The 26,398-nt window shown below is 71.5% G+C and carries 30 protein-coding genes; 6 read left to right on the top strand and 24 right to left on the bottom strand.

The window, feature by feature from the left end; genetic code table 11:
* Positions 1-63: 63 nt before the first annotated feature.
* From J8G10_RS16180 to infC, 4 genes are all read right to left on the bottom strand, one after another.
* Positions 64-864 (bottom strand): RNA methyltransferase, encoded by an 801-nt coding sequence (locus J8G10_RS16180; RefSeq protein ID WP_251447209.1) that lies wholly within the window; start codon positions 862-864, stop codon positions 64-66.
* Between the two features lie 83 nt (positions 865-947).
* On the bottom strand, positions 948-1,334 hold the full coding sequence (rplT, locus tag J8G10_RS16175; RefSeq protein WP_045249837.1) for a 50S ribosomal protein L20: 387 nt from the start codon (positions 1,332-1,334) through the stop codon (positions 948-950).
* Positions 1,335-1,366: 32 nt separating this feature from the next.
* On the bottom strand, positions 1,367-1,561 hold the full coding sequence (rpmI, locus tag J8G10_RS16170; protein WP_182253581.1) for a 50S ribosomal protein L35: 195 nt from the start codon (positions 1,559-1,561) through the stop codon (positions 1,367-1,369).
* A gap of 90 nt (positions 1,562-1,651) precedes the next feature.
* Complete coding sequence (gene infC / locus J8G10_RS16165) at positions 1,652-2,254, bottom strand: translation initiation factor IF-3 (RefSeq protein ID WP_374208788.1); 603 nt, start codon at positions 2,252-2,254, stop codon at positions 1,652-1,654.
* Positions 2,255-2,577: 323 nt separating this feature from the next.
* Here infC and J8G10_RS16160 point away from each other — a divergent pair, with 323 nt between their 5' ends.
* On the top strand, positions 2,578-2,964 hold the full coding sequence (locus J8G10_RS16160; RefSeq protein WP_251447207.1) for a DUF1844 domain-containing protein: 387 nt from the start codon (positions 2,578-2,580) through the stop codon (positions 2,962-2,964).
* A gap of 25 nt (positions 2,965-2,989) precedes the next feature.
* Here the strand turns inward: J8G10_RS16160 and J8G10_RS16155 are convergent, their stop codons facing one another.
* The 6 genes from J8G10_RS16155 to J8G10_RS16130 form a co-directional block, all read right to left on the bottom strand.
* A complete protein-coding gene (locus J8G10_RS16155) occupies positions 2,990-3,805 on the bottom strand; it encodes an SseB family protein (RefSeq protein ID WP_251447205.1) in 816 nt (271 codons plus the stop codon).
* A complete protein-coding gene (priA, locus tag J8G10_RS16150; RefSeq protein ID WP_251447203.1) occupies positions 3,789-4,535 on the bottom strand; it encodes a bifunctional 1-(5-phosphoribosyl)-5-((5-phosphoribosylamino)methylideneamino)imidazole-4-carboxamide isomerase/phosphoribosylanthranilate isomerase PriA in 747 nt (248 codons plus the stop codon). Before priA ends, J8G10_RS16155 begins: the two co-directional genes overlap by 17 nt.
* 110 nt (positions 4,536-4,645) lie before the next feature.
* Positions 4,646-5,296 carry an imidazole glycerol phosphate synthase subunit HisH gene (hisH, locus tag J8G10_RS16145; protein WP_251447201.1) on the bottom strand — a complete coding sequence of 217 codons (651 nt, stop codon included), beginning with the start codon at positions 5,294-5,296 and terminating at the stop codon, positions 4,646-4,648.
* Positions 5,293-5,895 (bottom strand): imidazoleglycerol-phosphate dehydratase HisB, encoded by a 603-nt coding sequence (gene hisB / locus J8G10_RS16140; protein WP_251447199.1) that lies wholly within the window; start codon positions 5,893-5,895, stop codon positions 5,293-5,295. The genes hisH and hisB overlap by 4 nt, the downstream gene beginning before the upstream one ends.
* Entirely contained in the window at positions 5,892-6,977 is a 1,086-nt protein-coding gene (locus J8G10_RS16135) for a histidinol-phosphate transaminase (RefSeq protein ID WP_251447197.1), read from the bottom strand. The genes hisB and J8G10_RS16135 overlap by 4 nt, the downstream gene beginning before the upstream one ends.
* Positions 6,978-7,075: 98 nt before the next feature.
* Positions 7,076-7,432 (bottom strand): LysM peptidoglycan-binding domain-containing protein, encoded by a 357-nt coding sequence (locus tag J8G10_RS16130; RefSeq protein ID WP_251447195.1) that lies wholly within the window; start codon positions 7,430-7,432, stop codon positions 7,076-7,078.
* 325 nt (positions 7,433-7,757) lie between these two features.
* Between J8G10_RS16130 and lexA the strand changes: the two genes are divergently transcribed.
* The gene (gene lexA, locus J8G10_RS16125) at positions 7,758-8,444 is read left to right on the top strand and encodes a transcriptional repressor LexA (protein ID WP_251447192.1); all 687 of its coding nucleotides are present in this window, start codon (positions 7,758-7,760) and stop codon (positions 8,442-8,444) included.
* Positions 8,445-8,580: 136 nt separating this feature from the next.
* Here lexA and metE read toward each other — a convergent pair whose 3' ends face one another.
* Both metE and J8G10_RS16115 read right to left on the bottom strand, forming a co-directional pair.
* Positions 8,581-10,902, bottom strand: coding sequence for a 5-methyltetrahydropteroyltriglutamate--homocysteine S-methyltransferase (gene metE / locus J8G10_RS16120; protein WP_251447190.1), 2,322 nt, complete (start codon positions 10,900-10,902; stop codon positions 8,581-8,583).
* Positions 10,903-10,937: 35 nt separating this feature from the next.
* On the bottom strand, positions 10,938-11,903 hold the full coding sequence (locus J8G10_RS16115; protein ID WP_251447188.1) for a methylenetetrahydrofolate reductase: 966 nt from the start codon (positions 11,901-11,903) through the stop codon (positions 10,938-10,940).
* 147 nt (positions 11,904-12,050) lie between these two features.
* Between J8G10_RS16115 and J8G10_RS16110 the strand changes: the two genes are divergently transcribed.
* Positions 12,051-13,952 carry a prolyl oligopeptidase family serine peptidase gene (locus tag J8G10_RS16110; RefSeq protein ID WP_251447186.1) on the top strand — a complete coding sequence of 634 codons (1,902 nt, stop codon included), beginning with the start codon at positions 12,051-12,053 and terminating at the stop codon, positions 13,950-13,952.
* A gap of 30 nt (positions 13,953-13,982) precedes the next feature.
* Here the strand turns inward: J8G10_RS16110 and smpB are convergent, their stop codons facing one another.
* From smpB to ftsE, 3 genes are read right to left on the bottom strand one after another with little or no spacing between them, the layout of a single operon-like run.
* Entirely contained in the window at positions 13,983-14,459 is a 477-nt protein-coding gene (smpB, locus tag J8G10_RS16105; RefSeq protein ID WP_251447183.1) for an SsrA-binding protein SmpB, read from the bottom strand.
* 51 nt (positions 14,460-14,510) lie between these two features.
* A complete protein-coding gene (gene ftsX / locus J8G10_RS16100; protein ID WP_251447181.1) occupies positions 14,511-15,425 on the bottom strand; it encodes a permease-like cell division protein FtsX in 915 nt (304 codons plus the stop codon).
* Complete coding sequence (gene ftsE, locus J8G10_RS16095) at positions 15,422-16,399, bottom strand: cell division ATP-binding protein FtsE (protein WP_251447178.1); 978 nt, start codon at positions 16,397-16,399, stop codon at positions 15,422-15,424. Before ftsE ends, ftsX begins: the two co-directional genes overlap by 4 nt.
* A gap of 200 nt (positions 16,400-16,599) precedes the next feature.
* On the opposite strand from ftsE, the gene J8G10_RS16090 reads away from it, so the two are divergent.
* On the top strand, positions 16,600-17,394 hold the full coding sequence (locus tag J8G10_RS16090) for a DUF2510 domain-containing protein (protein WP_251447175.1): 795 nt from the start codon (positions 16,600-16,602) through the stop codon (positions 17,392-17,394).
* Between the two features lie 22 nt (positions 17,395-17,416).
* Here the strand turns inward: J8G10_RS16090 and J8G10_RS16085 are convergent, their stop codons facing one another.
* The gene (locus J8G10_RS16085) at positions 17,417-18,055 is read right to left on the bottom strand and encodes a C40 family peptidase (protein ID WP_251447172.1); all 639 of its coding nucleotides are present in this window, start codon (positions 18,053-18,055) and stop codon (positions 17,417-17,419) included.
* Positions 18,056-18,154: 99 nt separating this feature from the next.
* Positions 18,155-19,267 (bottom strand): peptide chain release factor 2, encoded by a 1,113-nt coding sequence (prfB, locus tag J8G10_RS16080; protein WP_251447169.1) that lies wholly within the window; start codon positions 19,265-19,267, stop codon positions 18,155-18,157.
* 151 nt (positions 19,268-19,418) lie between these two features.
* On the opposite strand from prfB, the gene J8G10_RS16075 reads away from it, so the two are divergent.
* Both J8G10_RS16075 and J8G10_RS16070 read left to right on the top strand, forming a co-directional pair.
* Positions 19,419-20,639, top strand: coding sequence for an MFS transporter (locus J8G10_RS16075; protein ID WP_251447285.1), 1,221 nt, complete (start codon positions 19,419-19,421; stop codon positions 20,637-20,639).
* A 60-nt stretch (positions 20,640-20,699) separates the two neighbouring features.
* Complete coding sequence (locus J8G10_RS16070; protein ID WP_251447165.1) at positions 20,700-22,193, top strand: bifunctional phosphatase PAP2/diacylglycerol kinase family protein; 1,494 nt, start codon at positions 20,700-20,702, stop codon at positions 22,191-22,193.
* 45 nt (positions 22,194-22,238) lie between these two features.
* Here the strand turns inward: J8G10_RS16070 and J8G10_RS16065 are convergent, their stop codons facing one another.
* The 7 genes from J8G10_RS16065 to J8G10_RS16035 form a co-directional block, all read right to left on the bottom strand.
* Entirely contained in the window at positions 22,239-22,709 is a 471-nt protein-coding gene (locus J8G10_RS16065) for a pilus assembly protein TadG-related protein (protein WP_251447163.1), read from the bottom strand.
* A complete protein-coding gene (locus J8G10_RS16060) occupies positions 22,706-23,113 on the bottom strand; it encodes a TadE family protein (RefSeq protein ID WP_251447161.1) in 408 nt (135 codons plus the stop codon). Before J8G10_RS16060 ends, J8G10_RS16065 begins: the two co-directional genes overlap by 4 nt.
* Before the next feature lie 64 nt (positions 23,114-23,177).
* Complete coding sequence (locus J8G10_RS16055; protein ID WP_251447159.1) at positions 23,178-23,594, bottom strand: TadE/TadG family type IV pilus assembly protein; 417 nt, start codon at positions 23,592-23,594, stop codon at positions 23,178-23,180.
* Positions 23,595-23,600: 6 nt separating this feature from the next.
* Positions 23,601-23,807: a hypothetical protein gene (locus J8G10_RS16050; protein WP_251447157.1), complete on the bottom strand. Its 207-nt coding sequence runs from the start codon at positions 23,805-23,807 to the stop codon at positions 23,601-23,603.
* A 34-nt stretch (positions 23,808-23,841) separates the two neighbouring features.
* Entirely contained in the window at positions 23,842-24,768 is a 927-nt protein-coding gene (locus J8G10_RS16045; protein ID WP_251447155.1) for a type II secretion system F family protein, read from the bottom strand.
* Complete coding sequence (locus J8G10_RS16040; protein ID WP_251447153.1) at positions 24,765-25,619, bottom strand: type II secretion system F family protein; 855 nt, start codon at positions 25,617-25,619, stop codon at positions 24,765-24,767. Before J8G10_RS16040 ends, J8G10_RS16045 begins: the two co-directional genes overlap by 4 nt.
* Positions 25,616-26,326, bottom strand: coding sequence for a CpaF/VirB11 family protein (locus J8G10_RS16035; protein ID WP_308220720.1), 711 nt, complete (start codon positions 26,324-26,326; stop codon positions 25,616-25,618). The genes J8G10_RS16040 and J8G10_RS16035 overlap by 4 nt, the downstream gene beginning before the upstream one ends.
* Between the last annotated feature and the right edge of the window lie 72 nt (positions 26,327-26,398).

Below are 26,398 nucleotides of genomic sequence, written 5' to 3'. Positions count from 1 at the left end.
GTGCCCCGGCTCCGTCGACCGGATCCGCACCACGGTATCAGCCGTCCCGGCCGGGGAAGCCGGTCAGGCGCGCTGCGCGAACGCGCTCTCGTAGAGGCACACGCTCGCCGCGGTCGCGAGGTTCAACGATTCCGCGCGGCCGAAGATCGGGAGCCGCAGCGCCCGGTCCGCGAGCTCGAGCGCGTCGTCCTCGAGGCCGCGCGCCTCGTTGCCGAACAGCCACGCCGTCGGCCGGGCCAGCGCCCCCTCCGCCCGCGCCGCGAGCAGATCGTCGCCCTTCACGTCGGCGGCGACCACCTGAAGGCCCGCGGCGTGTGCGCGGGCGACGACGTCGGCGAGATCGCCCCCGACAGAGACGGGGAGATGGAACAGGGATCCCGTGGTCGAGCGCACCACCTTCGGGTTGTACAGGTCGACCGTGCGACCGGTGAGCACGACGGCGTCCGCGCCGGTGGCGTCGGCGGCGCGGATGATCGTGCCGAGGTTTCCGGGATCGCGCACCTCCTCGCAGATCGCGATGAGGCGCGGCGATGCGGCGAAGATGTCGCGGACCGATGTCGGCGTCTGCCGCGCGACGGCCACCACGCCCTGCGGGGTGACGGTGTCGGCCATCGCCGCGAGGACGAACTCGGTCACGTACTCGAGGCGCACGTCGGCCTCGGCGGCGGCATGACGCAGGTCGGTGTGCCGGTCCCATGCGGTCGGCGTCGCGAAGAGCTCCACGATCGCGTCCGGGCGGTAGGACAGCGCCTCGCGGACCGCCTGCGGCCCCTCCAGGAGGAACAGGCCGGTCTCGGTTCGGGCACTGCGCTTGGTCAGCTTGGCGACGGCGCGCACGCGCGGGGATCGGGGATTCTCCAGCACGCTCACAGTCTAGGGACACGGAAGGGGCGCCGTCCTCACGGACGACGCCCCTTCGAGCCCTTCGACGGGCTCAGGAACCGTGCTTACGCAGCCGACTTGGGCGCGTTGACGTCCGCCGGCAGAGCCTTGCGGGCCGTCTCGACGAGAGCGGCGAAGGTCGCCGGCTCGTTCACCGCGAGCTCGGCGAGCATGCGGCGGTCGACCTGGACGCCGGCGAGACCGAGGCCCTGGATGAAGCGGTTGTACGTGATGCCGTTCTGGCGGGCAGCGGCGTTGATGCGCTGGATCCACAGACGACGGAAGTCGCCCTTGCGCTTGCGACGGTCGCGGTACGCGTAGACGAGGGAGTGGGTGACCTGCTCCTTCGCCTTGCGGTACAGGCGCGAGCGCTGGCCACGGTAACCCGAGGCGCGCTCGAGGATGACGCGGCGCTTCTTCTGAGCGTTGACGGCGCGCTTGACTCTAGCCATTTTCGTGTATTCCTATCGTGCGATCGGGCGCGTCAGCGGCCGAGGAGCTTCTTGGCGACCTTGGCGTCTGCCTTCGACAGCACCTGGTCCTGGTTGAGGCGGCGGGTGCGACGGCTCGACTTCAGCTCGAGGTTGTGGCGCATGCCGGCCTGCTGCTTCTTCAGCTTGCCGCTGCCGGTGATCTTGAAGCGCTTCTTGGCACCCGAGTGGGTCTTCTGCTTCGGCATCTTCTCTTCCTTCGTATGGCGCCCAGCTGGGCGACAGGGTTCTGCCCGCATGCAGCGGGAGGTCTGTGTGGGGCTACGGGATCCGGCGGATCACTCAGCCGGTGCGGCCGGGGCGCTCGGCGCCGCGGGCGCCTTGGCGTCGCGGGCGGCCTGCTTGTTGGCCGCGCGCTGCGCGTCGCGCACCGCGTTCTGCTCGGCCTTCGCCTCGGACTTGTTCTTGAGCGGGGCGATCACCATGACCATGTTGCGTCCGTCGATGGTGGGGTTGGACTCCACCGTGCCGAACTCGGCCACGTCCTCGGCGAACTTGCGGAGGAGCCGCACGCCCTGCTCGGGACGGGACTGCTCGCGACCGCGGAACAGGATCATCGCCTTCACCTTGTCGCCGGACTTGAGGAAGCCCTCGGCGCGCTTGAGCTTGGTCGTGTAGTCGTGCGCCTCGATCTTCAGACGGAAGCGCACCTCCTTGAGGATGGTGTTCGCCTGGTTGCGGCGAGCTTCCTTCGCCTTCTGCGCAGCCTCGTACTTGAACTTGCCGTAGTCCATGATCTTGACCACGGGAGGCTTCGAGTTCGGGGCCACCTCGACGAGGTCGAGGTCGGCTTCCTGCGCAAGACGCAGCGCGGCCTCGATGCGGACGACGCCGATCTGCTCACCCGCGGGACCGACGAGGCGGACCTCGGGGACGCGGATGCGCTCATTGGTGCGGGGATCGCTGATGCGGACTCCTTAGACGATGGTTTCGGCCACCGCGATCCGGACGGATCACGGGCGAAAGCGGAATCGTCCCACCCGCCGGCACTCAGACGCCGGCGGCACCCTGACGCCTGCACAACTGTCGCTGCGCGGTGCCTCCCGAGATGACTCGGGCTACCGACGTGAATCGGCGGAGTGCTGGACCCGGTAGCCTTGAGCGGCAAGCGCGGGTGGGAAGTGAATCCTCTTTCGTGCCGGGGCCTAAGCCCCGGAGCCCGCAGAAGTCTATCAGAAGGCAAGACCTTCGGAAAGCCGGCACAGTGAGCACTCCCGCGCCCGACGGCCACGAGCACGTCTCCCCCGTCTCCACGACCGATGACGGCGCCGCGGGAGCGGCCCGCGACATCGCCGACGTCGCCGCCGTCGAGGTCATCACCACGGCCGCCGTGCACCTGCTCAGCGCCGCCGCCGTCAAGGTCGGCCTCGCCGACGACCCTGAGTCGCAGAAGGACCTGGACGAGGCCCGCAAGCTCATCAACGCGCTCGCCGGGCTCATCACCGCCGCAGCGCCGGAGATCAGTGACATGCACGCGCGCTCACTGCGCGACGGCCTGCGTTCGGTGCAGCTCGCCTTCCGCGAGGCGTCCGTCATCCCCGACCCGATCGGTCAGGGCCCGGGCGAGAAGTGGACCGGCCCGGTCACCTGACCGGGCCCGCCCTCCGGGGCGGAGCTCAGGCGCCGGCGCGCAGCCGCACCGTGAGCGAGTCGACCAGCACGGCGATCCGGTCGTCCGCGGCCCAGCGCTGGGCGAGACGCGCCAGCACCGCATCCAGCGTCTCGCGGTCCATGCCCTGCACGAGCTCGAGGGTCACCACGAGCTCGGGGCCGCGCAGCCGCGCGTCCGGGTCGCCCGCCGAGACGGCGACGTCGATCACGGCGAGCTCGCTGCCGACGCTCGCCTGCAGCCCGGCGTAGACCTCGGGCGAGAAGAAGCTCGGCTCCCAGCGCTGGCCCTGCGCGACCGCCCACACGGCGGGGCGGCGCAGCACGAACTCGGTCGCGGATCCGGGATCCAGCACGATCAGCTCGGCGTCGCCGGACGACGCAGACAGCGCGACCCGCGCGGCCTCGACCGGGATGGGGCGCGCCACGGGGTCCCATGCGCGCAGGGTGTCGACGCTCGTGAACGCCGGCTGGACCGTGCGTCCGTCCGGCGACGCGACCGTCACGAGCGACAGCTCCTGCGTCTTGTCCACGGTCAGGCCGGACGGGGCGACACCCTCCTCGCCCTTCTCCGCGACGAGGGGCACCAGCACGCGCGCGGCGCGGAACGCGTCCACGACCTCGACCTGGGAGCCCTCCCCCGCGCGGAAGCGCGTCAGCGCATCCCAGAGCGCCGGATCCGCCGACCCGTCGTCACCGGCGCGGGTGTTCTCCTGGAACGAGCGACCGGCCCAGGGCACGCCGGCGGAGTCTCCGGTCCCGGCGTGCGGGCCGTGGTCGTGGTCGCACGCCGCGGACGCGGTGTCGTCAGGATCCGGCGACATCCAGCGCCTCGGCCAGGGTGAACGCACCGGCGTACAGCGCCTTGCCGACGATCGCGCCCTCGACGCCGAGCGGCACGAGCTCGCGCAGCGCGGCGATGTCGTCGAGGTTGGCGATGCCGCCCGAGGCCACGACGGGCTTCGGGGTGCGCGCGGTGATCTCGCGGAGCAGGTCGAGGTTCGGGCCCTTGAGGGTGCCGTCCTTCGTCACGTCCGTGACCACGTAGCGGCTGCAGCCCGCGTCCTCCAGGCGGTCCAGCACCGTCCAGAGGTCGCCGCCCTCCTTGGTCCAGCCGCGCGCCGCGAGCGTCGTGCCGCGGACGTCGAGGCCGACCGCGACCGCGTCGCCGTACCGGGCGATCACGTCGGCGGCCCACTCGGGGTTCTCCAGCGCGGCCGTGCCGAGGTTGATCCGGGCGGCGCCCGACTCCATCGCGGCCTCGAGGCTCGCGTCGTCGCGGATCCCGCCGGAGAGCTCGACGTTGACACCGCGGAACTGCTTGATGACGCGACGCAGGATGGGCGCGTTGCTGCCGCGGCCGAACGCCGCGTCGAGGTCGACGAGGTGGATCCACTCGGCGCCCTGGTCGACCCACTCGGCGGCCGCGTCGAGCGGATCGCCGTAGCTGGTCTCGCTTCCGGCCTCGCCCTGGGTCAGGCGCACGGCCTGACCGCCGGCCACGTCGACGGCCGGGAGGAGGGTCAGGGAGGGGGACTGCGCGAACTCGTTCATGTCGTCCTTCGGGTCACGGTGCGCCGGCCCGCTGCAGGCTCGGCACGAGAGAAGAGAGTAGTCCGGGCGACGGTGGGGCACCAATCCCCTCCGCCGCACGGCCGCGGAGGTCAGAGCGTGGAGATCCAGTTGCCCAGAAGCCGGATCCCCGCATCGCCGGACTTCTCCGGGTGGAACTGCGTGGCCGAGAGCGGTCCGTTCTCGACAGCCGCGAGGAATCGGGATCCGTGCTCCGCCCAGGTGAGCCGCGGCTGCGGGAACGGGGGCATGACCTCCAGCTCCCAGGACTGCGCGGCGAACGAGTGCACGAAGTAGAACCGCTCGTGCTCGATGCCGCGGAACAGCACGCTGCCCTCGTCCGGCTCGACGGTGTTCCAGCCCATGTGCGGGAGCACCGGAGCATCGAGCTCCGTCACCACTCCCGGCCATTCGCCGAGCCCGTCGACCTCGGCCCCGCGCTCGACCCCGCCGGCGAACAGCACCTGCATGCCGACGCAGATCCCCAGCACCGGGCGACCGCCGGCGAGGCGACGCTCGATGATCTCATCGCCGCGGTGAGCGGCCAGGGCCTCGCGGACGGCGGCGAACGCGCCCACACCAGGGACCACGAGTCCGTCCGCCTCGAGGGCCTCCGTGCGATCGCCGGTCAGCCGGGCGTCCGCGCCGGCGCGGATGAGCGCCTTCACGGCCGAGTGCACGTTGCCGGAGCCGTAGTCGAACACCGCGACGGTGGGGCGACGCCCCTCGGCGGACGCGCTCACAGGGCGCCCTTGGTCGACGGCACACCGACCACCAGCGGGTCGAGGGCCTTCGCCTGCCGGAACGCACGCGCGAACGCCTTGAACTCGGCCTCCGCGATGTGGTGCGGGTCGCGGCCGCTGATCACGCGCACGTGCACGGTGAGGGCGGCGTTGTAGGCGATGGCCTCGAAGACGTGCCGCACGAGGGAACCCGTGAAGTGACCGCCGATGAGGTGGTGCTCGTAGCCCGCCGGCTCGCCCTCGTGCACGAGGTACGGCCGCCCGGAGATGTCGACCACGGCCTGCACGAGCGCCTCGTCCAGGGGCACGAGCGCATCGCCGTAGCGGGAGATCCCGCTCTTGTCGCCGAGGGCCTCCCGGATCGCCTGGCCGAGCACGATCGCGACGTCCTCCACCGTGTGGTGCGCGTCGATGTGGATGTCGCCCGAGGCGCGCACCGTGAGGTCGGTCAGCGAGTGCTTCGCGAACGCGGTGAGCAGGTGATCGAAGAAGGGCACCGAGGTGTCGATGTGGCTCTGACCGGTGCCGTCCAGGTTCAGCTCGAGCTCGATCGTCGACTCGGAGGTGGAGCGGGTGCGGCGGGCGGAACGAGCGGTCATGAGGCCGATCCTATCGAGGCGAGCGCGTCCAGGAACGCGGTGGTCTCGGCCTCGGTGCCGGCCGTGACGCGCAGGTGATTCGGGATCCCGACATCACGGATCAGGACCCCCTTGTCGTAGAGCGCGCGCCAGGTCGCGGCGGGGTCGGTCACGCCGCCGAACAGCACGAAGTTCGACCAGGAGCGATGCGGTGGGTATCCCAGCGCCTCGAGGGTCGCGGTGATGCGATCCCGCTGGGAGACGATCTCATCGACCATCCCCAGCATGATCGGCGCGTTGCGCAGCGCCGCGATCGCCGCCGCCTGGGTCAGCGCGCTGAGGTGGTAGGGCAGCCGCACCAGACGGAGCGCGTCGATGAACGCAGGGTCCGCGGCGAGGTAGCCGACCCGCGCCCCGGCGAAGGCGAAGGCCTTGCTCATCGTGCGCGAGACGGCCAGCCGCGGCCGCCCGTCGAGCAGGGACAGCGCGGAGGGCGAGTCCTTGGGAGCGAACTCCTGGTACGCCTCGTCCACGATGACGATGCCGCGGGCGGCGTCGTAGACGGCCTCGACCACCTCGAGCGGAAGGGGCGTCCCGGTGGGGTTGTTCGGCGCGCAGAGCAGGATCACGTCGGGGTCGTGCTCGCGCACCTGCGCGACCGCCTCGTCGACGGTGATCTCGTAGTCGGGGTGCCTCGTGCCGGCGACCCAGGTCGCACCCGTCCCCTGGGCCAGCAGGGGGTACATCGAGTATGTCGGGGCGAAGCCGAAAACCGTGCGCCCGGGACCGGCGAACGCCTGGAGGATGTGCTGGAGCACCTCGTTGGATCCGTTGCCCGCCCAGATGTTCGAGGCTTCGAGGCCGTGGCCGAGGTAGCCCGCGAACGCCTCCCGGAGCTCGGTGAACTCCCGGTCCGGGTAGCGGTTCACGTCGCGCAGCGCCACCGCGATGTCGTCGAGGATGTCGCTCGCGACGCTCTCGGGCACCGGATGGGTGTTCTCGTTCACGTTCAGCGCCACGGGCAGCGGCGCCTGCGGGGCTCCATACGGGCGGAGCCCGCGGAGGTCGTCACGAAGGGGTAAGTCGTCGAGCGAGGCAGTCACCCTGCCATGCTAGGCGGCTCGGATGTGCACCGGCGCACAGATGTCGGCGGTTGCAGAGCTCCGGCGGAGCACGGGTGCCGAGTCCGGCGCGGTGCGAGTCAGCGCTGCGTCGCGCTGTACTGCGCGGGGATCGCCAGGTGCTGACCGACCTCGATCACGCCGCCGCCGATCATGTTGAGCTGGGAGATGTCGGCCACGACGTCACGCGGATCCGCGTCGGGTGCGATCTCGCCCGCGATCGACCACAGCGTGTCCCCGGGCTGCACCGTGACCGTCGCGAACGCGCCTCCCGCGGTGTGCTCGCCCGAGGCGAGAGCCGATCCCCCGCTCAGTGCGGCGAAGGCGATCCCGGCGGCCACCGGCAGCGCGACCAGCGCCGCCAGCACGCGCCGACCGCGGGCGGTGATCCGCAGACGCGTGGCGGGGACCGGTGCGGCGAAGGTGATGCTGCTCATGGTGCTTCTCCTCTGTTGTGTGCGGGTCCGCCTCTCCCCGGATCCCGATAGCTCCTCTGTGTGAGCTTCCGGGGGTCCGGGCCTCTGGAGAGGCGAACCTACGTTCCGAAACTACTTTCGAGTTCGAACATCTGTCAAGCGTTCTTCGAAAATCGGGGATCCGAATTCATCGACACGCTCGAACAGATCTACCGATTCCGCTCCGGTCTCGGATACGGTTTCGATAACAAGACCCCATCACGGACCACCGACGTTCGAACCGCCGCCCCCGGACAGGCGGGATCGAACGGCTCCGCGAAGGCCGGACGCACACGAAGGAGATGGCATGAGCGACGGCGCGACCCCCGGCTCCGAGGCCCCGCGGACGCGGCGCCGCAAGAGCCTCAGTGCGAAGCAGATGGCGATCCTCGAGGTCATCCAGACCTCGATCGCCCGGTACGGCTACCCGCCGAGCATGCGCGAGATCGGCGACGCCGTCGGCCTCAAGTCGCTGAGCAGCGTGACGCATCAGCTCGGCCAGCTCGAGCTGAGCGGCTACCTGCGCCGCGACGCCGGCAAGACCCGCGCCATGGAGGTGCTGATCGACCTTCCGGGGACCTCCACGGAGAACCCCGCCGACACGGCGCCGTCGGTCGGCGACGCGGCCCTGGTGCCGCTCGTCGGCCGGATCGCGGCGGGTGTGCCGATCACGGCGGAGCAGCAGGTCGAGGAGATCTTCCCGCTCCCCCGCCAGCTCGTCGGGAAGGGCGACCTGTTCATGCTGAAGGTCTCCGGCGAGTCGATGATCGACGCCGCGATCTGCGACGGGGACTGGGTGGTCGTGCGCTCCCAGGGCACGGCCGAGAACGGCGAGATCGTCGCCGCGATGCTCGACGGCGAGGCCACCGTCAAGACGTTCCGCCGCCGCGACGGTCACGTGTGGCTGCTGCCGCGCAACAGCGCGTTCGAGCCCATCCTGGGCGATGACGCGACCGTTCTGGGCAAGGTCGTGGCCGTGCTGCGCGCCGTCTGATCCTCACGCGCCATCGCGCCATCGAGCCATCCGCGTCGATACCCCCTCTGCGCACCGAGGCCCCCTCTCAGATCCGGATCTGAGAGGGGGCCTCGGTGCTGCGAGGGGGCCTCGACGAGCAGAACGACCTACACGGTCAGACCGCGACCGAGACGTCCTCGCGGACGCGACGGGTGGCCTCGACGATGTTGCGCAGCGAGGCGTTGGTCTCCTCGTAGCCACGCGTCTTCAGGCCGCAGTCCGGGTTGACCCAGAGCTGACGCGTGGGGATCTCCTCGACGGCGCGACGCAGCAGCGTCTCGATCTCGGCGGTCTCCGGCACGCGCGGGGAATGGATGTCATAGACGCCCGGGCCGATGCCGTGGTCGAAGCCCGAGGCGGCGATGTCGGTGACGACCTCCATGCGGCTGCGGGCGGCCTCGATCGACGTCACGTCGGCGTCCAGAGCGCGGATCGCGTCGATGACCACGCCGAACTCCGAGTAGCAGAGGTGGGTGTGCACCTGCGTGGCGGTCTCCGCACCGGCGGTGGAGAGACGGAACGAGGCGACGGACCAGTCGAGATAGGCCGGCTGGTCGGCCTTCTTGAGCGGCAGCAGCTCGCGCAGCGCCGGCTCGTCGACCTGGATCACGCCGATGCCGGCGGCCTCGAGATCGGCGATCTCGTCGCGCAGCGCCAGCGCCACCTGGTTCGCGGTCTCCGCGAGCGGCTGGTCGTCGCGCACGAACGACCACGCCAGGATCGTGACGGGACCCGTCAGCATGCCCTTCATCGGCTTCGCGGTGAGGGACTGGGCGTACTGCGACCAGGCGACCGTGATCGGCGCGGGGCGGGAGACGTCCCCCCACAGGATCGACGGACGCGTGGCGCGGGATCCGTAGGACTGCACCCAGCCGTTCTCGGTGACGTCGAAGCCGTCGAGGTTCTCGGCGAAGTACTGCACCATGTCGTTGCGCTCGGGCTCGCCGTGCACGAGCACGTCCAGGCCCAGCTCCTCCTGGAGCTCGACGACGCGGCCGATCTCGTCGCGGAGGAAGCCGTCGTACTCGTCGGCGGTGATCTCGCCCCTGGTGAACTGCGCACGGGCGCGACGGATCTCGCCGGTCTGCGGGAAGGATCCGATCGTGGTGAGCGGCAGCGCGGGCAGGTTCAGCGCGTTCTCCTGCGCCACGACGCGGGCGTCGTAGTCCCCGCGGCTGAAGTCGCCCTCGGTGAGGCCCGCGGTCCGCGCACGCACGGCCTCGACGCGCACGCCGGGGGCGCTCAGGCGATCGGCGAGAGCGGCGGACGCGGCGTCGAGCTCGGCGGCGATCGCGTCGCGGCCCTCGGCGAGACCCGTGGCGAGGGTCGTGACCTGGGCGACCTTCTGGTCGGCGAAGGCGAGCCAGCTCACCAGCCGGGCATCGAGCTTCGTCTCGTCCTCGACGTCGTGCGGCACGTGCTGCAGCGACGTGGAGGTCGCGGCGGAGACGCCGGCCGCGCCGAGACCGCGCAGCGCCTCGAGGGTGTCGAAGGCCGCAGCGAGGTCGCCGCGCCAGATGTTGTGACCGTCGATCACGCCGCCGACGAGCACCTTGTCCGCGAGCCCGGGGACGGCAGCGGGCACGGTGCCGCGCACCAGGTCGAGGCCGATCGCCTCGATCGGGGCCGCGGCGAGGACCTCGAGGTTCGCGTCGAGCGCCGCGTACGGCGCGGCGACGAAGATCGCCGGGCGCTCGGCGAGCCCGCCGAGGACGCCGTAGGCGCGTGCGGCGGCGGCGCCGAGCTCGGCGACCGAGGCGGGCAGGGACTCGCTCACGAGGGCCGGCTCGTCGAGCTGCACCCACTCCGCACCCGCGGCCTTGAGCGCGCCGAGCAGCTCGGCGTACACCGGCAGCAGGTCGTCCAGGCGCGACAGCGGGTCGAAGCCCGCGGGCGCCTCGTCGGCCGCCTTGGCGAGGGCGAGGAAGGTGACGGGACCGACGACCACCGGACGCGTGCGGAAGCCGGCTTCCGCCGCCTCCTGCACCTGGCGCACGATGCGGTCGCTGGACAGCGAGAACACGGTGTCGGGGCCGATCTCCGGCACGAGGTAGTGGTAGTTCGTGTCGAACCACTTCGTCATCTCGAGCGGCGCGCGCTCGCCCTCGCCGCGGGCGACGGTGAAGTAGGCGGGCAGGCCAATCGTGCCGTCCTCGGAGCGGAGATCCTCGAAGCGCGCCGGGATCGCGCCGACCGTGACGGCGGCGTCGAGCACCTGGTCGTAGTACGAGAACGACTCGGGGATCGCCGAGTCGTCACGGCCCAGCCCCTGCGCGGCGAGGCGCTCCCGGGTGGTCGCGCGCAGCTCGGCGGCGGTGCGCTCGAGCTCGGCCTCGTCGATCCGCCCGGCCCAGAACGCCTCGACGGCCTTCTTGAGCTCGCGGCGACGGCCGATGCGGGGGTAGCCCAGGACGGTGCCCTCGGGGAATGCGGTCATGACGGTCCTCTCTGACGGAAGGGGGAAGGTGCGGCTCAGCGCGCGCCGACGGTCTGGAGCACGCCGGCGTTCTCGAGCACGTCGAGCACGGTGCGGTGCTGGTTGAAGGCGTACAGGTGCACGCCGGGTGCGCCGCCGTCGACGAGCTCGCGAACGAGGGCGGCCGCCTGGGCGATGCCGATCTCGGTGCGCCCCTCGGCGGTGGGCTCGACCTCGAGCGCGATGGACAGTTCGGCGGGCAGCTCCTCGCCGCTGAGCTCCAGCACGCGGCGGAGCCGGGCGGGCGAGGTGATCGGCATGATCCCGGGCAGGATCGGGATCGTCACCCCGGCGCGGCGGGCCCGCTCGACGAAGGCGAAGTAGTCGTCGGGATGGAAGAAGAGCTGCGTGATCGCGAGCGTCGCCCCCGCCGCCTGCTTGGCCAGCAGCGCGTCGATGTCCTGGTTCCGATAGGTCGAGCGCGGGTGCCCGTTCGGATAGGCGGCGACCGCGATGTTCACCTTGCGGCGCGGGGTCACCTGCACGGCGCCCGGGACGCCGGGGATGGGGCGCTCCTGGTAGGGCGCACGCTCGGCCTGCGCCCGGTCGATGAGCTGCACGAGCTGAGCCGAGCTCTCCAGGTCGCCGAGGAACGGCGCGCTCTCGTCGATCGGCGGATCCCCGCGCAGGGCGAGGAAGCTGAGGATCCCCGCGTCGAGGAACTCCCGGATCAGCCGGGAGGCCCCGGCGTACGTGCTGCCGACGCAGGTGAGGTGCGCCAGCGGCTCGACCGAGGTGTGCTCGCGGATGTAGCGCAGCACGTCGAGCGAGCGGCCCCCCACGGAGCCGCCGGCGCCGTAGGTGACGGAGATGAAGCGCGGCGTCACCGAGGCGAGCTGCTGGATGGTCTCGTGCAGCGCCTCGACCGGCGCCGGGGTACGCGGCGGATACAGCTCGAAGGAGATCGGCACGCGCGGCGCGACGACCCCGATCGGGGCGAACGGCGGCGCATCGAAGGACATCTCTCTCCTGCATCGGGGTGGTCCCCCCACGGTAGGCGGCGCCGAGGGGCGACGCATTCTGTGTTTCATCATGTGTCGCGCTCTCCGCGAACCGCGGCCGGCGGGATCCGCGCCCGCATCCGCCGCGCGCTCTTCTAGGCTCGAAGCATGAGCGCTGCACACGGTTCCTGGCCCTCCCCGCTGACCTCGGCCGACCTCGCCGCCGCGGGCGTGCGGATCGACGGCGCACGGTTCGCCGCGGACGGGATCTGGTGGAGCGAGTCGGTGCCGCAGGAGCGCGGACGCATGCGCGTGCTCCGCACCGCGCCCGACGGCACGGTGCACGAGGTGCTGCCGGCGCCGTGGGGCGCGCGCTCCCGCGTGCACGAGTACGGCGGCGGCGCGTGGACCGTGGCGGATGACGGCACGCTGTTCTTCGTCGACGGCGACGATCAGCGCGTGCGCCGGTGGGATCCGGAAGCCGTCGCACCCGTGCCGCTGACGCCCTCGGGAGCGCAGTACGGAGGACTCCGGCTGCAGCAAGGGCGTCTCTTCGCCGTGCGGGAGGACCTGCGACCCGACCCGCATGTGCGTGCCATCGTGGAGATCCCCGTCGACGGATCCGCGGCGGAGGACGACGGGGCCGTCCGCGTGATCGTCTCCCACGGCGGCTTCTACGCCCACCCCGCGCTCTCACCCGACGGATCCCGCCTCGCCTATGTGCTCTGGCCGGACACGCGCATGCCCTGGGACGCCGCCCTCGCCTGCGTCGTGGATCTCGCCTCGGGCGCCGACGGCGCGATCCCGAGCCGGGCGGCGCTGCAGCCCGAATGGGTCTCGGATGACGAGCTGCTGTTCGCCGATGATGCGACGGGCCGGTGGAATCTGCACCGGGCACGCATCGGCGCGCAGCCGGCGCCTCCGATCCCGACACCCCTCGCAACCCGCGAGGACTTCTCGCGCGCCGACGCCGACACCGGCGGCGGGCTCTGGGTGCTCGGCCAGCGCTGGTTCCGGATCCTGGACGACGGACGGATCCTCGCGGTCCGGACGAACGGCTCGGACTCGCTGGTCCTGCTGGACCGGGACGGCGCGCTCCTCCGCGAGCTGGACGTGCCGTTCGACGCCGACCTCAGCCTCGAGGATGCCCGTGGCTCCCGAGTGCTCGTCACGGGTCAGGGGCGGCGGGTCACCCCCGGTCTCTGGGAGCTCGACGTCGACGCCGGCACCGTCCGGGCGATCCGCGCCGGCGACGCGGTGGATCCGGCCTGGGTGCCGGGGGCGCGCCCGGTGACCTTCGCAGGACCGCACGGCCCCGTGCACGCGTTCGACCACGCGCCCGCGAATCCCGGCGTCCGCGCCGAGGCGGGCGCTCTGCCTCCGTACATCGTGCAGGTGCACGGCGGCCCCACCGCGCACGCGACCGGAGCGCAGGCGAGCTGGATCACCGCGTTCACCAGCCGCGGGATCGGCGTGCTCGAGGTGAACTACGGCGGGTCGACCGGGTACGGCCGGGCCTACCGCGAGCGGCTCGACGGTCAGTGGGGCGTCGTCGACGTGGACGACGTCCTCGCCGCGGCGCAGGGTCTCGCCGACGCCGGGATCGCGGACCCGGCGCGCATCGCCATCCGCGGCGGCTCCGCCGGCGGATGGACCGTGCTGTCCGCACTCGTGCGCGGCGGGGTGTTCGCCGCGGGGATCGACCGCTACGGGGTCGTCGACCTCCGCCTTCTCGCGGAGGAGACGCACGACTTCGAGCGCTACTACCTGGACGGACTGGTCGGGCCGCTGCCCGAAGCCGAGCAGACGTACATCGACCGCTCGCCGCTCACCCACGCGGACCGGATCGACGTGCCCGTGCTGATCCTGCAGGGGGCGGATGACGCCGTGGTCCCGCCGTCGCAGTCCGAGGCGATCCGCGATGCGCTCGCCGCGCGCGGCGTGCGGCACGAGTACCTGCTGTTCCCCGGAGAGGGGCACGGATTCCGGCGGGCGGAGACGATCATCGCCGCGGCGGAGGCCGAACTGCGCTTCCTCGGCGAGGTGTTCGGATTCGATCCTGCCCCGTAGCTCGGGCTCAGACGCCCGCGCGCGAAGAGGTCACTCCCCCAGGCGGTTGCGGGAGCGCATCGCGCGCTCCGCCTCGCGGGTGTCCTGACGCTCACGCAGGGTCTGCCGCTTGTCGTACTCGCGCTTGCCCTTCGCGAGGGCGATCTCGACCTTGGCGCGCCCATCCGAGAAGTACAGGCGCAGCGGGATGAGCGTGTAGCCACCGGCGGAGACCGCGTGCGAGAGCTTCGCGATCTCCTCCTTGTGCAGCAGGAGCTTGCGGATCCGCTTGGCCGAATGGTTCGTCCAGTGCCCCTGCGAGTACTCCGGGATGTGCACCGCATCGAGGAACGCCTCGTTGCCCTTGATGAACGCGTATCCGTCCGTCAGGTTGGCGCGCCCCTGGCGCAGCGACTTCACCTCGGTGCCCGTGAGCACGAGTCCCGCCTCGTACGACTTCTCGAGGTTGTAGTCGTGACGTGCGCGACGATTGGTCGCGATGACCTTCTCCCCGCGTTCCCTGGGCATGGCGATCTCCTGATTCTGCGCCGCGCGGGCGCACGGCAGCCTGTCAGCCTATCAGGCGCGGAGCCACCGGCGGATCGCGAACCCGGCGCTGAGCGCCGCAAGGATCACGCCGATGCCGATCAGCACCGGGACGACGAGGAGCGCCTCGTTGAGGCCGACCCACGTGGTGATGAACGCGACCCGCTTCGTCAGGTACTCCTGCACGCCGAAGTGGACACCCAGCAGCACCGCGGCGCTCGCGAGCACCGAACCGATCACGGCGGCGAACACGCCCTCCAGGACGAACGGCGTCTGGATGAAGCGGTTCGACGCTCCGACCAGGCGCATGATCCCGATCTCCCGCCGTCGCGCGTACGCCGACAATCGGATCGTGGTGCCGATCAGCAGCACCGCGGCGATGAGCATCAGCACGGCGATCCCGACGGCGATGTACGTCGCGACGGTGAGCGCGTTGAAGAGGGGATCCAGGTACTCGAGCTGGTCCTTCACCTCGTCCACGCCCTTGAGGCCGCTGAAGGCCTCCGCGATCACGGCCGACTGGGTCTGGTCCTTGAGGTTCACCTTGAAGACGGCGTTGACCTGATCGGGGGTGAGCACACCGGCGTAGTCCTTGCCGACGAGCTTCAGCGTCTCCTGGTAGGCCTCGTCCGCCGTCTGGAACGAGCTCTTGGCGATCAGCGGCTTCAGCGTGTCGCCGTCGAGCTCGGCCTGGACGGCCTTGATCTGATCCTCCGTCGCGACGCCGCCGACGCACCCGGGCGACGTGGAGACCGAGGAGCACATGTAGATCGCGACCTGCGCGCGGTCCTGCCAGTAGGCCCGCATCGTGCCGATCTGGGCCTGCATGAGGATCGCCGCGCCGACGAACGTGAGGGACACGAACGTCACCAGCACGACGGAGATGACCATGGAGGCGTTGCGGCGCAGGCCGGTCAGCGCCTCGCCGAGGATGAGTCCGAACCTCATGACACGGGACCCACTTCCTCGTCGTCGCCGGTATCGAGCCCGAGCCGGTCGGCGACCCCGAGTTCGGCGAGGTCCACAGGCGGGACGACGATCGGCGGCGAAGCCGGCGGCGCGTCGTCGGCCGTCGAGGCCGTCGGTCGCGGATTCCTCGGCGCATCGGCGGGCGCGGGGGCGGCCACCGGTTCGGCGATCGCGGCCTCGGTCTCCCGGTGCACCTCCCGCACGGTCTGCAGGGCGGCGGTCGCCGCCGCACCACGGATCGCCTCGGGCTCCAGACGCGGCACGTTGGAGGTGTCGCCGTAGCCGCCGCCGACCTCGTCGCGCACCATCTCGCCGTCGCGCAGCTCGATCACGCGGCGCTGCATCTGATCGACGAACGCCGCCTCGTGCGTGGCCATGACCACCGTGGTGCCGCCGGCATTGATGCGCGCGAGCAGCTGCATGATGTCGACGGACGTGCCGGGGTCGAGGTTGCCGGTCGGCTCGTCGGCGAGCACGATCTGCGGGCGGTTGACGATGGCCCGCGCGATCGCCACGCGCTGCTGCTCACCACCGGAGAGCTCGTGCGGCAGGCGCTTCTCCTTGCCGCTCAAGCCCACGAGCGCGAGGGCCTCGGGCACCGCCTGCTGGATGAAGCCCCGCGAGGCGCCGGTCACCTGCAGGGTGAACGCGACGTTCTGGTACACGGTCTTCGACGGCAGCAGACGGAAGTCCTGGAAGACCGACCCGATGCTGCGACGGAAGTAGGGGACCTTGCGGTTCGCGATGGATTTGAGGTCGCGCCCGAGCACGGCGACGCGGCCGGAGGTCGGTGACTCCTCGCGGAGGATCAGCTGCAGACAGGAGCTCTTCCCGGATCCCGACGCGCCGACGAGGAAGACGAACTCGCCTCGCTGCACCTCGAAATCGACCCCGGAGAGCGCGGGACGCTTGGTGCCGCGATAGCGCTTGGTGACGTTCTCGAATCGGATCATGGCGTGTCGAGCCTAAGCGGGCGTGGCCCGCAGCCCGCGAGCGACACCCCCGCGCGGCGGGTTGGCGGCGCCGAGTCGGCGGGATGCCGGTCCGGCGAGTTTGCTGTCCCGGATGATTCTGGGAAGACTCTGTGCGAGTGTTATTGGAACGCTGAGGATATCGCCGATGGGGCGCGATCCTCGCCAACGGGAGGGGCTCCATGGAAACGCCGGCAGGCTGGTACGACGACGGATCCGGAAGGCAGCGCTGGTGGGACGGCCGGCAGTGGACCGACCAGTACGCCGGCCCGCAGCAGCCATCGACCCCTCCGGTCGTTCCGGGCTCCCCCGCCCCCTCAATGGACGCGCCGCAGATGGCCGCACCCCAGATGGCCGTGCCCGGGACGGCCGTCCCCGCGATGGCCGTACCCGCGCCCGGGACCAAGCGCGTCGGGGTGCTCGGCTGGATCGCGCTGGGAGTCACCGCCGTCGGCGCGATCGTCTCCTGGATTCCGCCGATCATGCTCTTCGGCTGGATCCTGCTGGGTATCGGATTCGTGCTCTCGATCGTCTCGCTGTTCCTCCGGGGCGCGAAGTGGCCGGGAATCGTGGGGATCGCGCTCTCGATCGTCGCGGGCATCGTCTCCGGCATCGTGCTGTTCACGGTCTTCCTCGGCTACGCGAGCACGCATCCGGACGAGTTCGACGGATCCGCTCCGGCGGCATCCGATGCGGCGACGGATCCGGGCACCACGACCACCGATGCCGCGGACAGGCCCTCTGCTCAGGAGGTCGCCGACGGGTTCCTCGTCATCATGGACGCGGCGGGCGCCGGCGGCCAGTACACCGACGATGAGGCGCTGTGTATCGGACAGCATCTCGTCGACTCGGAGGTCTCGACCGAGAGTCTCATCAACGTGGCGGACGGACGCGACATCCAGTCCGACGAGACCGAGCGGCAGCTGGTCGTTCAGACGACCATGGAGGCGGTCACGGCCTGCAAGACGGCGCCGTGATCCGCGGCGCCGCGCCGGGCGCTCAGAGCCGGATGTAGATCGGCGGGCCCGAACTCGCCCACGGCGCGTGGTGCTCGACGTAGCGCCCCCAGTCGGGCGAGTCGATGATGCCCCCGGCGCCGTCCCAGATGCCGATGTGTCGCCCCGGCCACCAGACCAGATCCCCCGCCCGCGCCTCGTCGGCGGAGATCACGGTGCCGAGCGCGGCCTGGTTGTCGGCGCCGCGGGGAAGACTGATCCCGAAGTGGCCGAACACGTACTGGACCAGTCCGTCGCAGCCGAAGGAGTCGCTCGGGTCGGCGCCCCAGCCGTAGGGGACCACGCCGACGAAGGTCTCGGCGTAGGCGACGACGGCCTCACCGGAGAACGACTGCGGCGCGGCGGATGCCGATGCGGCCGTCGCCGAGGACGCGGGCGCCTCGGAGGCAGCGGGTGCGGCGGGCGGCGCCGGCGGCGTGTAGACCTCGAACGCGGCGCGGGAGAGGGTCTGCTCCTGAGCGGCGGACGCGACCGTGTAACTCTGCGGATCCACGACGAGCGACACCGCGCTGCGCCCGGCGGACGGGTCCGCGGGAGGGAAGGCGAACGCCGCCGTCGCCGCGGCAGGAAGGATCAGCGCTGCGATGGCGCAGCCGGCCGCCGTCTTCCGGGTCAGAGTCATCGGGATTCTCCGTGTCACCGTCATCGGGAGACCACCCTACGGGGATTCCCGTGCTCCGTCACCTGGGAAGGCGCTGAGCAACCGGGAGTCCGACGGCAATCAGTCGTCTTCGTCCTTGCGCTTGCGCCAGCGGATCCCGGCCGAGATGAAGCCGTCCAGGTCGCCGTCGAAGACCGTCGCAGGGTTGCCGGACTCGTGTCCGGTGCGCAGATCCTTGACGAGCTGCTGGCCGTAGAGGAAGTAGGAGCGCATCTGGTCGCCCCAGCTCGCCGTGATGTTGCCCGCGAGCTCCTTCTTCTTGGCGGCCTCCTCCTCCTTCTGCAGCAGCAGCAGGCGGGTCTGCAGCACGCGCATGGCGGCGGCGCGGTTCTGGATCTGCGACTTCTCGTTCTGCATCGACACGACGATGCCGGTCGGCAGGTGCGTGATGCGCACCGCGGAGTCGGTCGTGTTGACCGACTGGCCGCCGGGACCCGAGGAGCGGAACACGTCGACGCGGATGTCGCCCTCGGGGATGTCGACCTCGGTCGCCTCCTCCATGAGCGGGATGACCTCGACGGCGGCGAACGACGTCTGGCGCTTGTCGGCGGATCCGAACGGGCTGATCCGGGCGAGGCGGTGGGTGCCCGCCTCCACAGAGAGGGTGCCGAAGGCGTAGGGCGCATCGACCTCGAAGGTCGTGGACTTGATGCCCGCGCCCTCGGCGTAGGAGGTGTCCATGACCTTGACCGGGAATTTGTGGCGCTCGGCGTAGCGCAGGTACATGCGCAGCAGCATCTCGGCGAAGTCGGTGGCGTCGTCGCCGCCCGCACCCGAGCGGATCGTGATGATCGCGGCGCGCTCGTCGTACTCGCCGTCCAGCAGGGTCTGCACCTCGAGCTGGTTCACCGTGTCGGTGAGGGAGGCGAGCTCGGCGCGCGCCTCGGCGGCGGAGTCCTCGTCCTCCATCTCGTTGGCGAGCTCGACCAGCACCTCGAGGTCGTCGAGACGCTGCTCCACCTCGGTGACGCGCTTGAGGTCCGCCTGGCGGTGGCTGAGGGCGCTCGTCACCTTCTGCGCCTTCTCGGGGTCGTCCCAGAGGTCGGGCGCGCCCGCTTCCTCGCTGAGGCGTTCGATGTCGGCGCGGAGTCCCTCGACGTCGGCGACCTCGCGGATGTCGCCGAAGGTCTGACGGAGGGCCGCGATTTCGGCGGAGAGATCAAGTTCGAGCATGGCACCTCAGAGTATCGCGCGCAGCGATGCCCTGACGAACCCTCGGGCCAGATCGTCGTCGCCCGCGGGTGCGCGACCCGGCATCCGCGCACGGGTCTACCGTGGAGTCGTGGCGGAACGGGCGATCTCTGTGCTGTGGAAGTTCGGCCCGATGGTGTACCTGCCCACGCTCCTCTTCTCGCTCGGCGAGGGCGCGGTCGTGCCGCTCATCCCCGTGATCGCGGCGAGCCGGGGGGCGACCCTCGCGTCGGCCGGCCTCATCGCCTCGGCGCTCGTGGTGGGACAGCTGTGCGGCAACATCCCCGCGGGCTGGCTGGTGTCGCGGGTCGGCGAGCGGTACACGATGGTGATCGCCGGTGCCCTCTCCCTCATCGGCGTGGTCGCGGGAGCGCTCGCGCCGAGCCTCGTCGTGTTCACGGTCGCCGTGTTCGTGGTCGGCATGTCGGCGGCGGCGTTCGGACTGGCCCGGCACGCGTTCATGACGACCCGTGTTCCGGTCGAGTTCCGCGCCCGCGCGCTGTCGCTGCTGGGCGGCTCCTTCCGTGCCGGCATGTTCGTGGGGCCCTTCATCGCCGCGGCGCTGCTGGCTCTGTTCCACACCGAGAACGCCGCCCTGTGGTTCTTCGTCGTGCTGCTGGTCGCGCTGATCCTGCTCGTGCTGTTCGGGCCGGATCCGGAGGCGCAGGCCGCGGCCGCCGATCGCGATCCCGGCGATGTCGAGGACACCGGTGAGGCGGTGAGCGGATCGATCCCCACGATCGAGCGCGCAGGCGTCTTCCGCACGATGTGGCGCAACCGCGGGGTGCTGGGGCGCCTGGGCCTCGCCGCGGCGAGCCTCTCGGCCGTGCGCTCCGCCCGCCAGGTGGTGCTGCCGCTGTGGGGCGTCTCGATCGGGCTGGACGCCTCGTCGATCGCGCTCGTGGTCGGCGTCTCCGGCGCGATCGACTTCGCCCTGTTCTACGCGAGCGGTCAGGTCATGGACCGCTTCGGCCGCCTCTGGGCCGCGCTGCCGGCGATGGTGCTGATGGGCGCCGGCTTCCTCGTGCTCTCCCTCACGCACGACGCGAGCACGAACGTGCTCTGGTTCGGCATGATCGCCGCGGTGCTCGGCGTCGGCAACGGGCTCTCCAGCGGAATACTGCTCACGCTCGGAGCCGACGTCGCCCCGCAGTCCGAGCCCGCCGCGTTCCTCGGCTCCTGGCGCACGCTCACCGACGCCGGCGGCGCGATCGCTCCCCTGCTGTTCTCGGGGATCGCGGCGATCAGCTCGCTCGCGATCGGAGCAGCCGCCATGGGCGCGATCGGGATCATCGGCGCCGTCGGGTTCCTGCGGTTCATCCCCCGCTTCGTCCCGCGGCGGACCCTGCCCTAGCGCCCCGCAGCGGGCGCTCCGACACCGGCTCTTCGCTACCGTGGATCGAGGAGGTGTCCGATGACACGCAGGAGAAGCCCCCGCCCGATCCGCGACGCGGCTGCCGAGGCACGAGAGCAGGTGCGCGCCCTGGACGCGGCTGTCTTCTCCGCGGTCGCGACGACGCCCAGCCCGGTCCTGGACCGCTGGATGCCTCGGCTCACGAACGCCGCCGACCACTCCCTGCTGTGGCTCGGGATCGCGGGGGGCCTCTACCTGACCGGACGCAGCCGCGCGCGGCGCGCCGGCCTGCGCGGGGTCGTGACCCTCGGGGCGACGAGCCTCATCGCGAACCAGCTCGCCAAGCGCCTGCATCATCGCGAGCGTCCGATCCAGACGCTCGTCCCGCTCGGCCGGCTGTCCCGCAGGACGCCGCTTTCCTCCTCGTTCCCCAGCGGACATGCGGCGAGCGCGGCGGCCTTCGCGGCCGGGGTCAGCGCCGAGCTTCCGGCGGCGGGCGTGCCGCTCCAGGTGCTCGCGGGACTCGTGGGCTTCTCCCGGGTCGCCACCGGAGCGCACTACCCTTCGGATGTCGCCGCGGGTCTCGTCCTGGGCAGCACGGTCGCGGCCATCGGTCGCCGGCTCGTGCCGCCCGTGCCGACGCCGGCCGTGTCCGCCCCTCGCGAGCTCGACCAGCTGCAGCCCCGCCCCCGTGGCAAGGGCGTCACGCTGGTCGTCAACCCGGCGTCCCACAGCGGGCGCGGCGCGGATCTCACGCGCGTCCTGCGGCGGGCGCTGCCCGACATGGGGATCGTCGAGCTGCACGAGTCCGACGACGTCGCGGCGGTGATGCGCCGAGCGGCCGCCGGAGCGGACGTGCTCGCGGTCGCCGGCGGCGACGGCACCGTGGCCGCCGCCGCGCAGGCCGCGATCGAGAGGGATCTCCCGCTCGCGGTGTTCCCCGGCGGAACCTTCAATCACTTCGCCCGCACGATCGGCGCCGACCGGGTGAAGGACACGGTGCGCGCGATCCGGCGCGGCACGGCGACGAAGGTCGATGTCGGCTACCTCAACGACCAGATCTTCCTCAACACGGCCAGCGTCGGCGCCTACACCGATTTCGTGCGCATCCGCGAGGGGAGGGAGAAGAGGATCGGCAAGCCGCTCGCGGCGCTCGTCGCCGGGTGGCGAACGATGCGCAAGGACCGCGCGGTCTCCGTGACGGTCGACGGAAGGACCCGGGAATCGAGTCTCCTGTTCATCGGGAACGGCCAGTACCAGCCGCACGGCTTCGCCCCCACCGTGCGCGAAGACCTTCAGGACGGCCTGATCGATCTGCGGATCCTCGACGTGTCCGGCCGCTGGTCGCGCTTCGTCGTCCTGCTCGCGACACTCACCGGACAGCTGGCCCGGGTGAAGCAATACCACGAGGTGTCCGCTCCGGAGTTCGAGATCGGCCTCCCCGGCGGACCCGAGCGCATCGCGCGCGACGGCGAGGTGGGCGAGGCGAGCGATCACCTGCGTGTGCGCGCGGCGCGTCGTGCGCTGACGGTCTATCGGGCGCATCGCAGCTGAGCGCGACGACGAAGCGGTCGCGCCTCTTGCGAGCCGCCATCGGGCTCACTCGAGCGAGGTGCGGCTCGTCCCCGTGGAGCGGATCGAGACCACCGCCGGCACGAGGTCGCTGAGCAGCGGCGGCGACCACGTGGCCTTCACCGTCACGCGGGCGGAGAGCCCGTCCGGACTGCTCGCGGAGACGAGTTCCGTGCCGTCGTCGAGCACCGCGATCACCGCGGCCGCCTGCTCCGCGACGTCCGCATCATCGAGCCGTGCACGGATCCCCGCCCCGTCCACCTGCAGCCGGAAGCCGTCCGCTCCGGCGAGCGCCGCCGCATCCGCCACGGAGTCGAGGCGCTTCTGCGCGATGTAGAGATCCGTGGCGCACACGCATACCCAGATCAGGGCGATCGCGAGCACCAGGTATCCGAGGATGAGGGGCACCGTGCTCCCCCGCTCATCGGCGAGCAGGTTCCGTCGGCGAGCGCCCTGCGCCCGTCCCTGGAACGTCTCCGATCCGCGCACCACGCTCATCCGCCTGTCCACGTGCGCGAGACCTTGTACGCCGATGAAGCCTGCACCGGCACGGCGCCGATCCGGTCCCTGCCGGACATCGGCGGCAGGAACGGCAGTGCGACCTTCGCGGTGACCGTGACCACGACGGTCGCACCGGCGGACGGGCATTCCGCGCCGCGCGGCGCGCATCGGATGTCGACCTCGACGGTGTCCGGATCCATCTCGTACTCCGCGATCGCAGACCGCACGGCGGCGTCGGCGCGAGCGGTCGCATCCGCCCCGTCCGTCGCCGCGCTCATGGTCCGGGCCATATGCCTCGCGGCGGACTCGACTCCGAGCATCTCCTCCTGGATCGCACCGAGGGCGATCACGAGGTACAGGAGCGGAACCAGCAGGATCACGCCCAGTCCGATGAACTCCACGGCTGCGGATCCTGTCTCGCTGGAGTGCCGCAGCCGACGTCTCTCCGACAGCGGGGACGACATCTCACCCGGCTGCGGCGAACGACTCCACGGGAGCACGGCCGGTCACCTCCAGTGCCGACGGCACCCCGAGCAGGCCGATGACCGGCAGCGTGGTGCGCACCGTCACCTCCATCGTGGGCACACCCAGCGCCGTCGTCTCACGCACGCTGACGTCCCGGGCGTCGTCGGCGCCGAGGGCACGGGCGATGACCGCCTCGGTGCGCTGAGCTCCTTCACCGGGTTCCGTGTCGGCGAGGGCCGCGATATGCGCGCCCTCGACGGCCGCATCGTGCACGACGTTGCGCACGTAGACCGCGAGCGCGAGCTGCAGCACGGCGAGGGTGAGCAGCGTCAGCAACGCACCCACCAGCACGAACTCGACCGGCCCGGAACCGCGATCGTCACCGGGAGCACCGCTCCCTCGCATCACACCGTTCATGTCGGATCAGAGCCCGCTCACGCGCGCGATCGCCTGCTCGAACAGGTTGGTGAGCGCGGGCCCCGCCACGGCCCAGATCAAGACGACGAGCCCCGCGGTCATCAAGGTGATCAGCACCCAGCCGGGGACGTCACCCCGTTCCGGGTCCTCGGACGGATCGAGAGACGACGGGTCCGGACGGGCGGGCGACGCGGGCGCACGTTCAGCGAGCATGTGAGGTTCCTTTCAGGGAGGCGCTCGGACCGGATCAGCCGATGCCGAGCCGCAGGATGAAGACGCCGGGGAACACGGCGAAGAGGACGCTGAGGGGAAGGATCAGGAAGACCAGCGGCAGGAGCATCAGGATCTCCTTGCGGCCGGCCTGCTCGATCAGGCCGCGTTTGGTCTCCTCCCGCGCGTCCGAGGCCTGTGCCTGGAGCACGGCAGCCAGCGGGGCGCCGCGTTCCAGGGCGGCGACGATCTGATCGACGGCACGGGTCAGTGGCCGGATCTGGAGCCGATGCGCGCCGTCACCGAGGGCGTCCGCGAGCGAGGATCCCGTATTCGCGGCGAGTGTGACGCCGCGCAGCTCGGCGCTGAGCTCACCCGACCCGGCCGCGCCCACGCGGCGCAGCGCGTCGGGCAGGCCCTCTCCGGCGGACAGGCAGAGCGCGAGGAACTCGAGCACGGTCGGCAGCTCCTCGACGAGACGGGACACTCGCGCTCTCGCCCGGGCGCCGAGCAGCGCGTCGCAGGTCACACCGCCGGTCACCGCCGACAGCAGCGGAAGCAGCGCGACCGGTGCCGACAGCCGTCCGATCAGAGCGAGGAGGACGGTCGCGGCGGCCCCCGCGGCCAGCCCGGTCAGCACCCACATCAGCTGTCGGCTGCGGAAGGCGCCCGACCCGCCGCTCAGCCCGGCCTGCGCCATCCGCAGGGTCACCCCGGCGTCTCCCCCGCCGAACAGTCCCAGGGCGCCCTTGAGCCGGGTCGACCACGACCCGCCCGCGGGCATCCGCCACGGCAGCCGGGGGGTCGGCTCGGCGAGGTCGACGATGTCCCGCAGGTGCGGCGCGATCCGCGCACCCAGATCCGCCCAGCGCCACCGCGGGAAGGCCGCGAGGACGAGGAGGACGCCGGCGGCGAACGCGCCACCGAACAGCACGGCGATGGCCAGCCCCGAGATCGCGCTCACCGGAACCACCTCCGCTGCTCGGGCAGCCGACCGATCCGCAGCATGATCCGGAACGCGACGAACGACACCACGGCACCGCCCAGGATCAGGGCGATCCCCTCGGGGGTGGCATAGGCCCGCGAGCCTTCGGGCCGCAGCAGGAGCAGCACCAGGATCACCCAGGGAGCGATCGCCCCCAGTACCGCGGCCCCGCGGATCCACGACTGCCGCGCCTCCACCTCGGCGCGCAGTGCCGCCTCCGCCCGCACAGAACCCGACAGCGCGCGCAGCACGGTGCTGAGCTCGGTTCCGCCGACCTCGCGGGCCATCCGCAGCGTCTCGATGATCCTGTCCCCGACCGGATCCGCGAGCGCGTCCTTGAGTTTCGCGGCGGCATCATCGAAACGCCCCGTGCCGTGCAGATCGCGCGCGAACGCCGCGAAGGCCGGACGCAGCGGCCCCGGCGCCGCCCGCTCCAGCGCCGCCACGGCATCCGGCAGCGGCATGCCCACACGGATCGAGGCGATGAGCAGGTCGCACACGTCGGGCCAGAGACCGCGTCGCATCCGGAGCAGGCGCTGACGGCGCGAACGCAGGAACACCACCGGTGCCGCAGCGCCCGCCACGCTCAGTACGAGCACGAAGGCGACGGCGCCGGTCATCAGCCACGCGACCGCACCCGAGACGAGGCCGCCGGAGAGCACCACGAGCGCGAACACCCGCACGTCGGCGCGGAATCCCGCCTCGCGCAGCAGCCGCGTCGGCACCCCGGCGCGCGGCAGCCGCACCCGCCCCGCGCCGGCCGGCCACAGCCACGGGCTGGCTGCGAGAACGACACCGGCTGCGAGCAGCGCACCCAGCAGCAGAGTCATGCGACGGCCTCGTCGACGCGGGTACCCGCGGTGACGGCTCGGTAGCCGATGCGACCGTCGGGTTCGACGGCGGTCGGGGCGATGACCTCGACCACCCGGCGCCTCCCGTCGGACTCCCGCCGGCAGTGCACGACGAGGTCGACGGACGCGGCGAGCGCGGGCGCGATGAAGGCCCGATCGATGTTGCGTCCGGCGAGCAGCGGCAGCATGCTCAGCTTCTCCAGCGCGTCCGCGGCCGAGTTCGCGTGCACGGTCGCCGCGCCGGGAACGCCCGTGTTCAGGGCGAGCACGAGGTCGAGCGCCTCCGCGTCGCGCACCTCGCCGACGACGAGCCGATCCGGCCGCATCCGCAGCGCCTCCTTCACCAGGCGCCGCAGGGTGATCTCACCGGCGCCCTCCAGGCTCGCCTGCCGCCCCTGGAGGGCGACGAGGTCGGGTGCTCGCACGCCGAGCTCGAACGTCTCCTCGACCGTGATCACGCGCTGGTGCCCGCACTCCGCGACGAGCGCGGCCAGCAGTGTCGTCTTCCCGGCATGGGTCGGACCCGAGACGATCACGCTGCGACCGCCCCGCATCGCCTCGGCGAGCAGTGCGGCCGTCGCCGGGGGCAGCATCCCCTGCGCGACGAGGGACTCCAGGCTCCGATAGCGCGGCACGAACTTCCGGATGTTCACCGCCCAGCCGTCGCGGACCACAAACCCTCGCATGTTGCAGTGAATGCAACTGTTCACACTTGCAAACGACGTCTATTCCCCTGAGGAGGTGCGGAACCGCCCTGA

The organism is Microbacterium sp. USTB-Y (assembly GCF_023703415.1).
Taxonomy (GTDB): Bacteria; Actinomycetota; Actinomycetes; order Actinomycetales; family Microbacteriaceae; genus Microbacterium.
The sequence above is the reverse complement of the archived record's forward strand: the minus strand, read 5'-3'. Positions and strand labels throughout refer to the sequence as shown.

Coding starts and splice junctions, on each gene's coding strand:
- rplT (WP_045249837.1), bottom strand. CDS start 1,334: ATGGCTAGAGTCAAGCGCGCCGTCAACGCTCAGAAGAAGCGCCGCGTC.
- J8G10_RS16090 (WP_251447175.1), top strand. CDS start 16,600: ATGGAAACGCCGGCAGGCTGGTACGACGACGGATCCGGAAGGCAGCGC.
- ftsX (WP_251447181.1), bottom strand. CDS start 15,425: ATGAGGTTCGGACTCATCCTCGGCGAGGCGCTGACCGGCCTGCGCCGC.
- J8G10_RS16155 (WP_251447205.1), bottom strand. CDS start 3,805: ATGTCGCCGGATCCTGACGACACCGCGTCCGCGGCGTGCGACCACGAC.
- J8G10_RS16110 (WP_251447186.1), top strand. CDS start 12,051: ATGAGCGCTGCACACGGTTCCTGGCCCTCCCCGCTGACCTCGGCCGAC.
- J8G10_RS16085 (WP_251447172.1), bottom strand. CDS start 18,055: ATGACTCTGACCCGGAAGACGGCGGCCGGCTGCGCCATCGCAGCGCTG.
- prfB (WP_251447169.1), bottom strand. CDS start 19,267: ATGCTCGAACTTGATCTCTCCGCCGAAATCGCGGCCCTCCGTCAGACC.
- J8G10_RS16040 (WP_251447153.1), bottom strand. CDS start 25,619: ATGACTCTGCTGCTGGGTGCGCTGCTCGCAGCCGGTGTCGTTCTCGCA.
- J8G10_RS16065 (WP_251447163.1), bottom strand. CDS start 22,709: ATGAGCGTGGTGCGCGGATCGGAGACGTTCCAGGGACGGGCGCAGGGC.
- rpmI (WP_182253581.1), bottom strand. CDS start 1,561: ATGCCGAAGCAGAAGACCCACTCGGGTGCCAAGAAGCGCTTCAAGATC.
- ftsE (WP_251447178.1), bottom strand. CDS start 16,399: ATGATCCGATTCGAGAACGTCACCAAGCGCTATCGCGGCACCAAGCGT.
- J8G10_RS16130 (WP_251447195.1), bottom strand. CDS start 7,432: ATGAGCAGCATCACCTTCGCCGCACCGGTCCCCGCCACGCGTCTGCGG.
- J8G10_RS16055 (WP_251447159.1), bottom strand. CDS start 23,594: ATGAACGGTGTGATGCGAGGGAGCGGTGCTCCCGGTGACGATCGCGGT.
- hisB (WP_251447199.1), bottom strand. CDS start 5,895: ATGACCGCTCGTTCCGCCCGCCGCACCCGCTCCACCTCCGAGTCGACG.
- J8G10_RS16050 (WP_251447157.1), bottom strand. CDS start 23,807: ATGCTCGCTGAACGTGCGCCCGCGTCGCCCGCCCGTCCGGACCCGTCG.
- J8G10_RS16070 (WP_251447165.1), top strand. CDS start 20,700: ATGACACGCAGGAGAAGCCCCCGCCCGATCCGCGACGCGGCTGCCGAG.
- J8G10_RS16115 (WP_251447188.1), bottom strand. CDS start 11,903: ATGTCCTTCGATGCGCCGCCGTTCGCCCCGATCGGGGTCGTCGCGCCG.
- smpB (WP_251447183.1), bottom strand. CDS start 14,459: ATGCCCAGGGAACGCGGGGAGAAGGTCATCGCGACCAATCGTCGCGCA.
- J8G10_RS16075 (WP_251447285.1), top strand. CDS start 19,419: ATGGTGTACCTGCCCACGCTCCTCTTCTCGCTCGGCGAGGGCGCGGTC.
- priA (WP_251447203.1), bottom strand. CDS start 4,535: ATGAACGAGTTCGCGCAGTCCCCCTCCCTGACCCTCCTCCCGGCCGTC.
- lexA (WP_251447192.1), top strand. CDS start 7,758: ATGAGCGACGGCGCGACCCCCGGCTCCGAGGCCCCGCGGACGCGGCGC.
- metE (WP_251447190.1), bottom strand. CDS start 10,902: ATGACCGCATTCCCCGAGGGCACCGTCCTGGGCTACCCCCGCATCGGC.
- J8G10_RS16035 (WP_308220720.1), bottom strand. CDS start 26,326: ATGCGAGGGTTTGTGGTCCGCGACGGCTGGGCGGTGAACATCCGGAAG.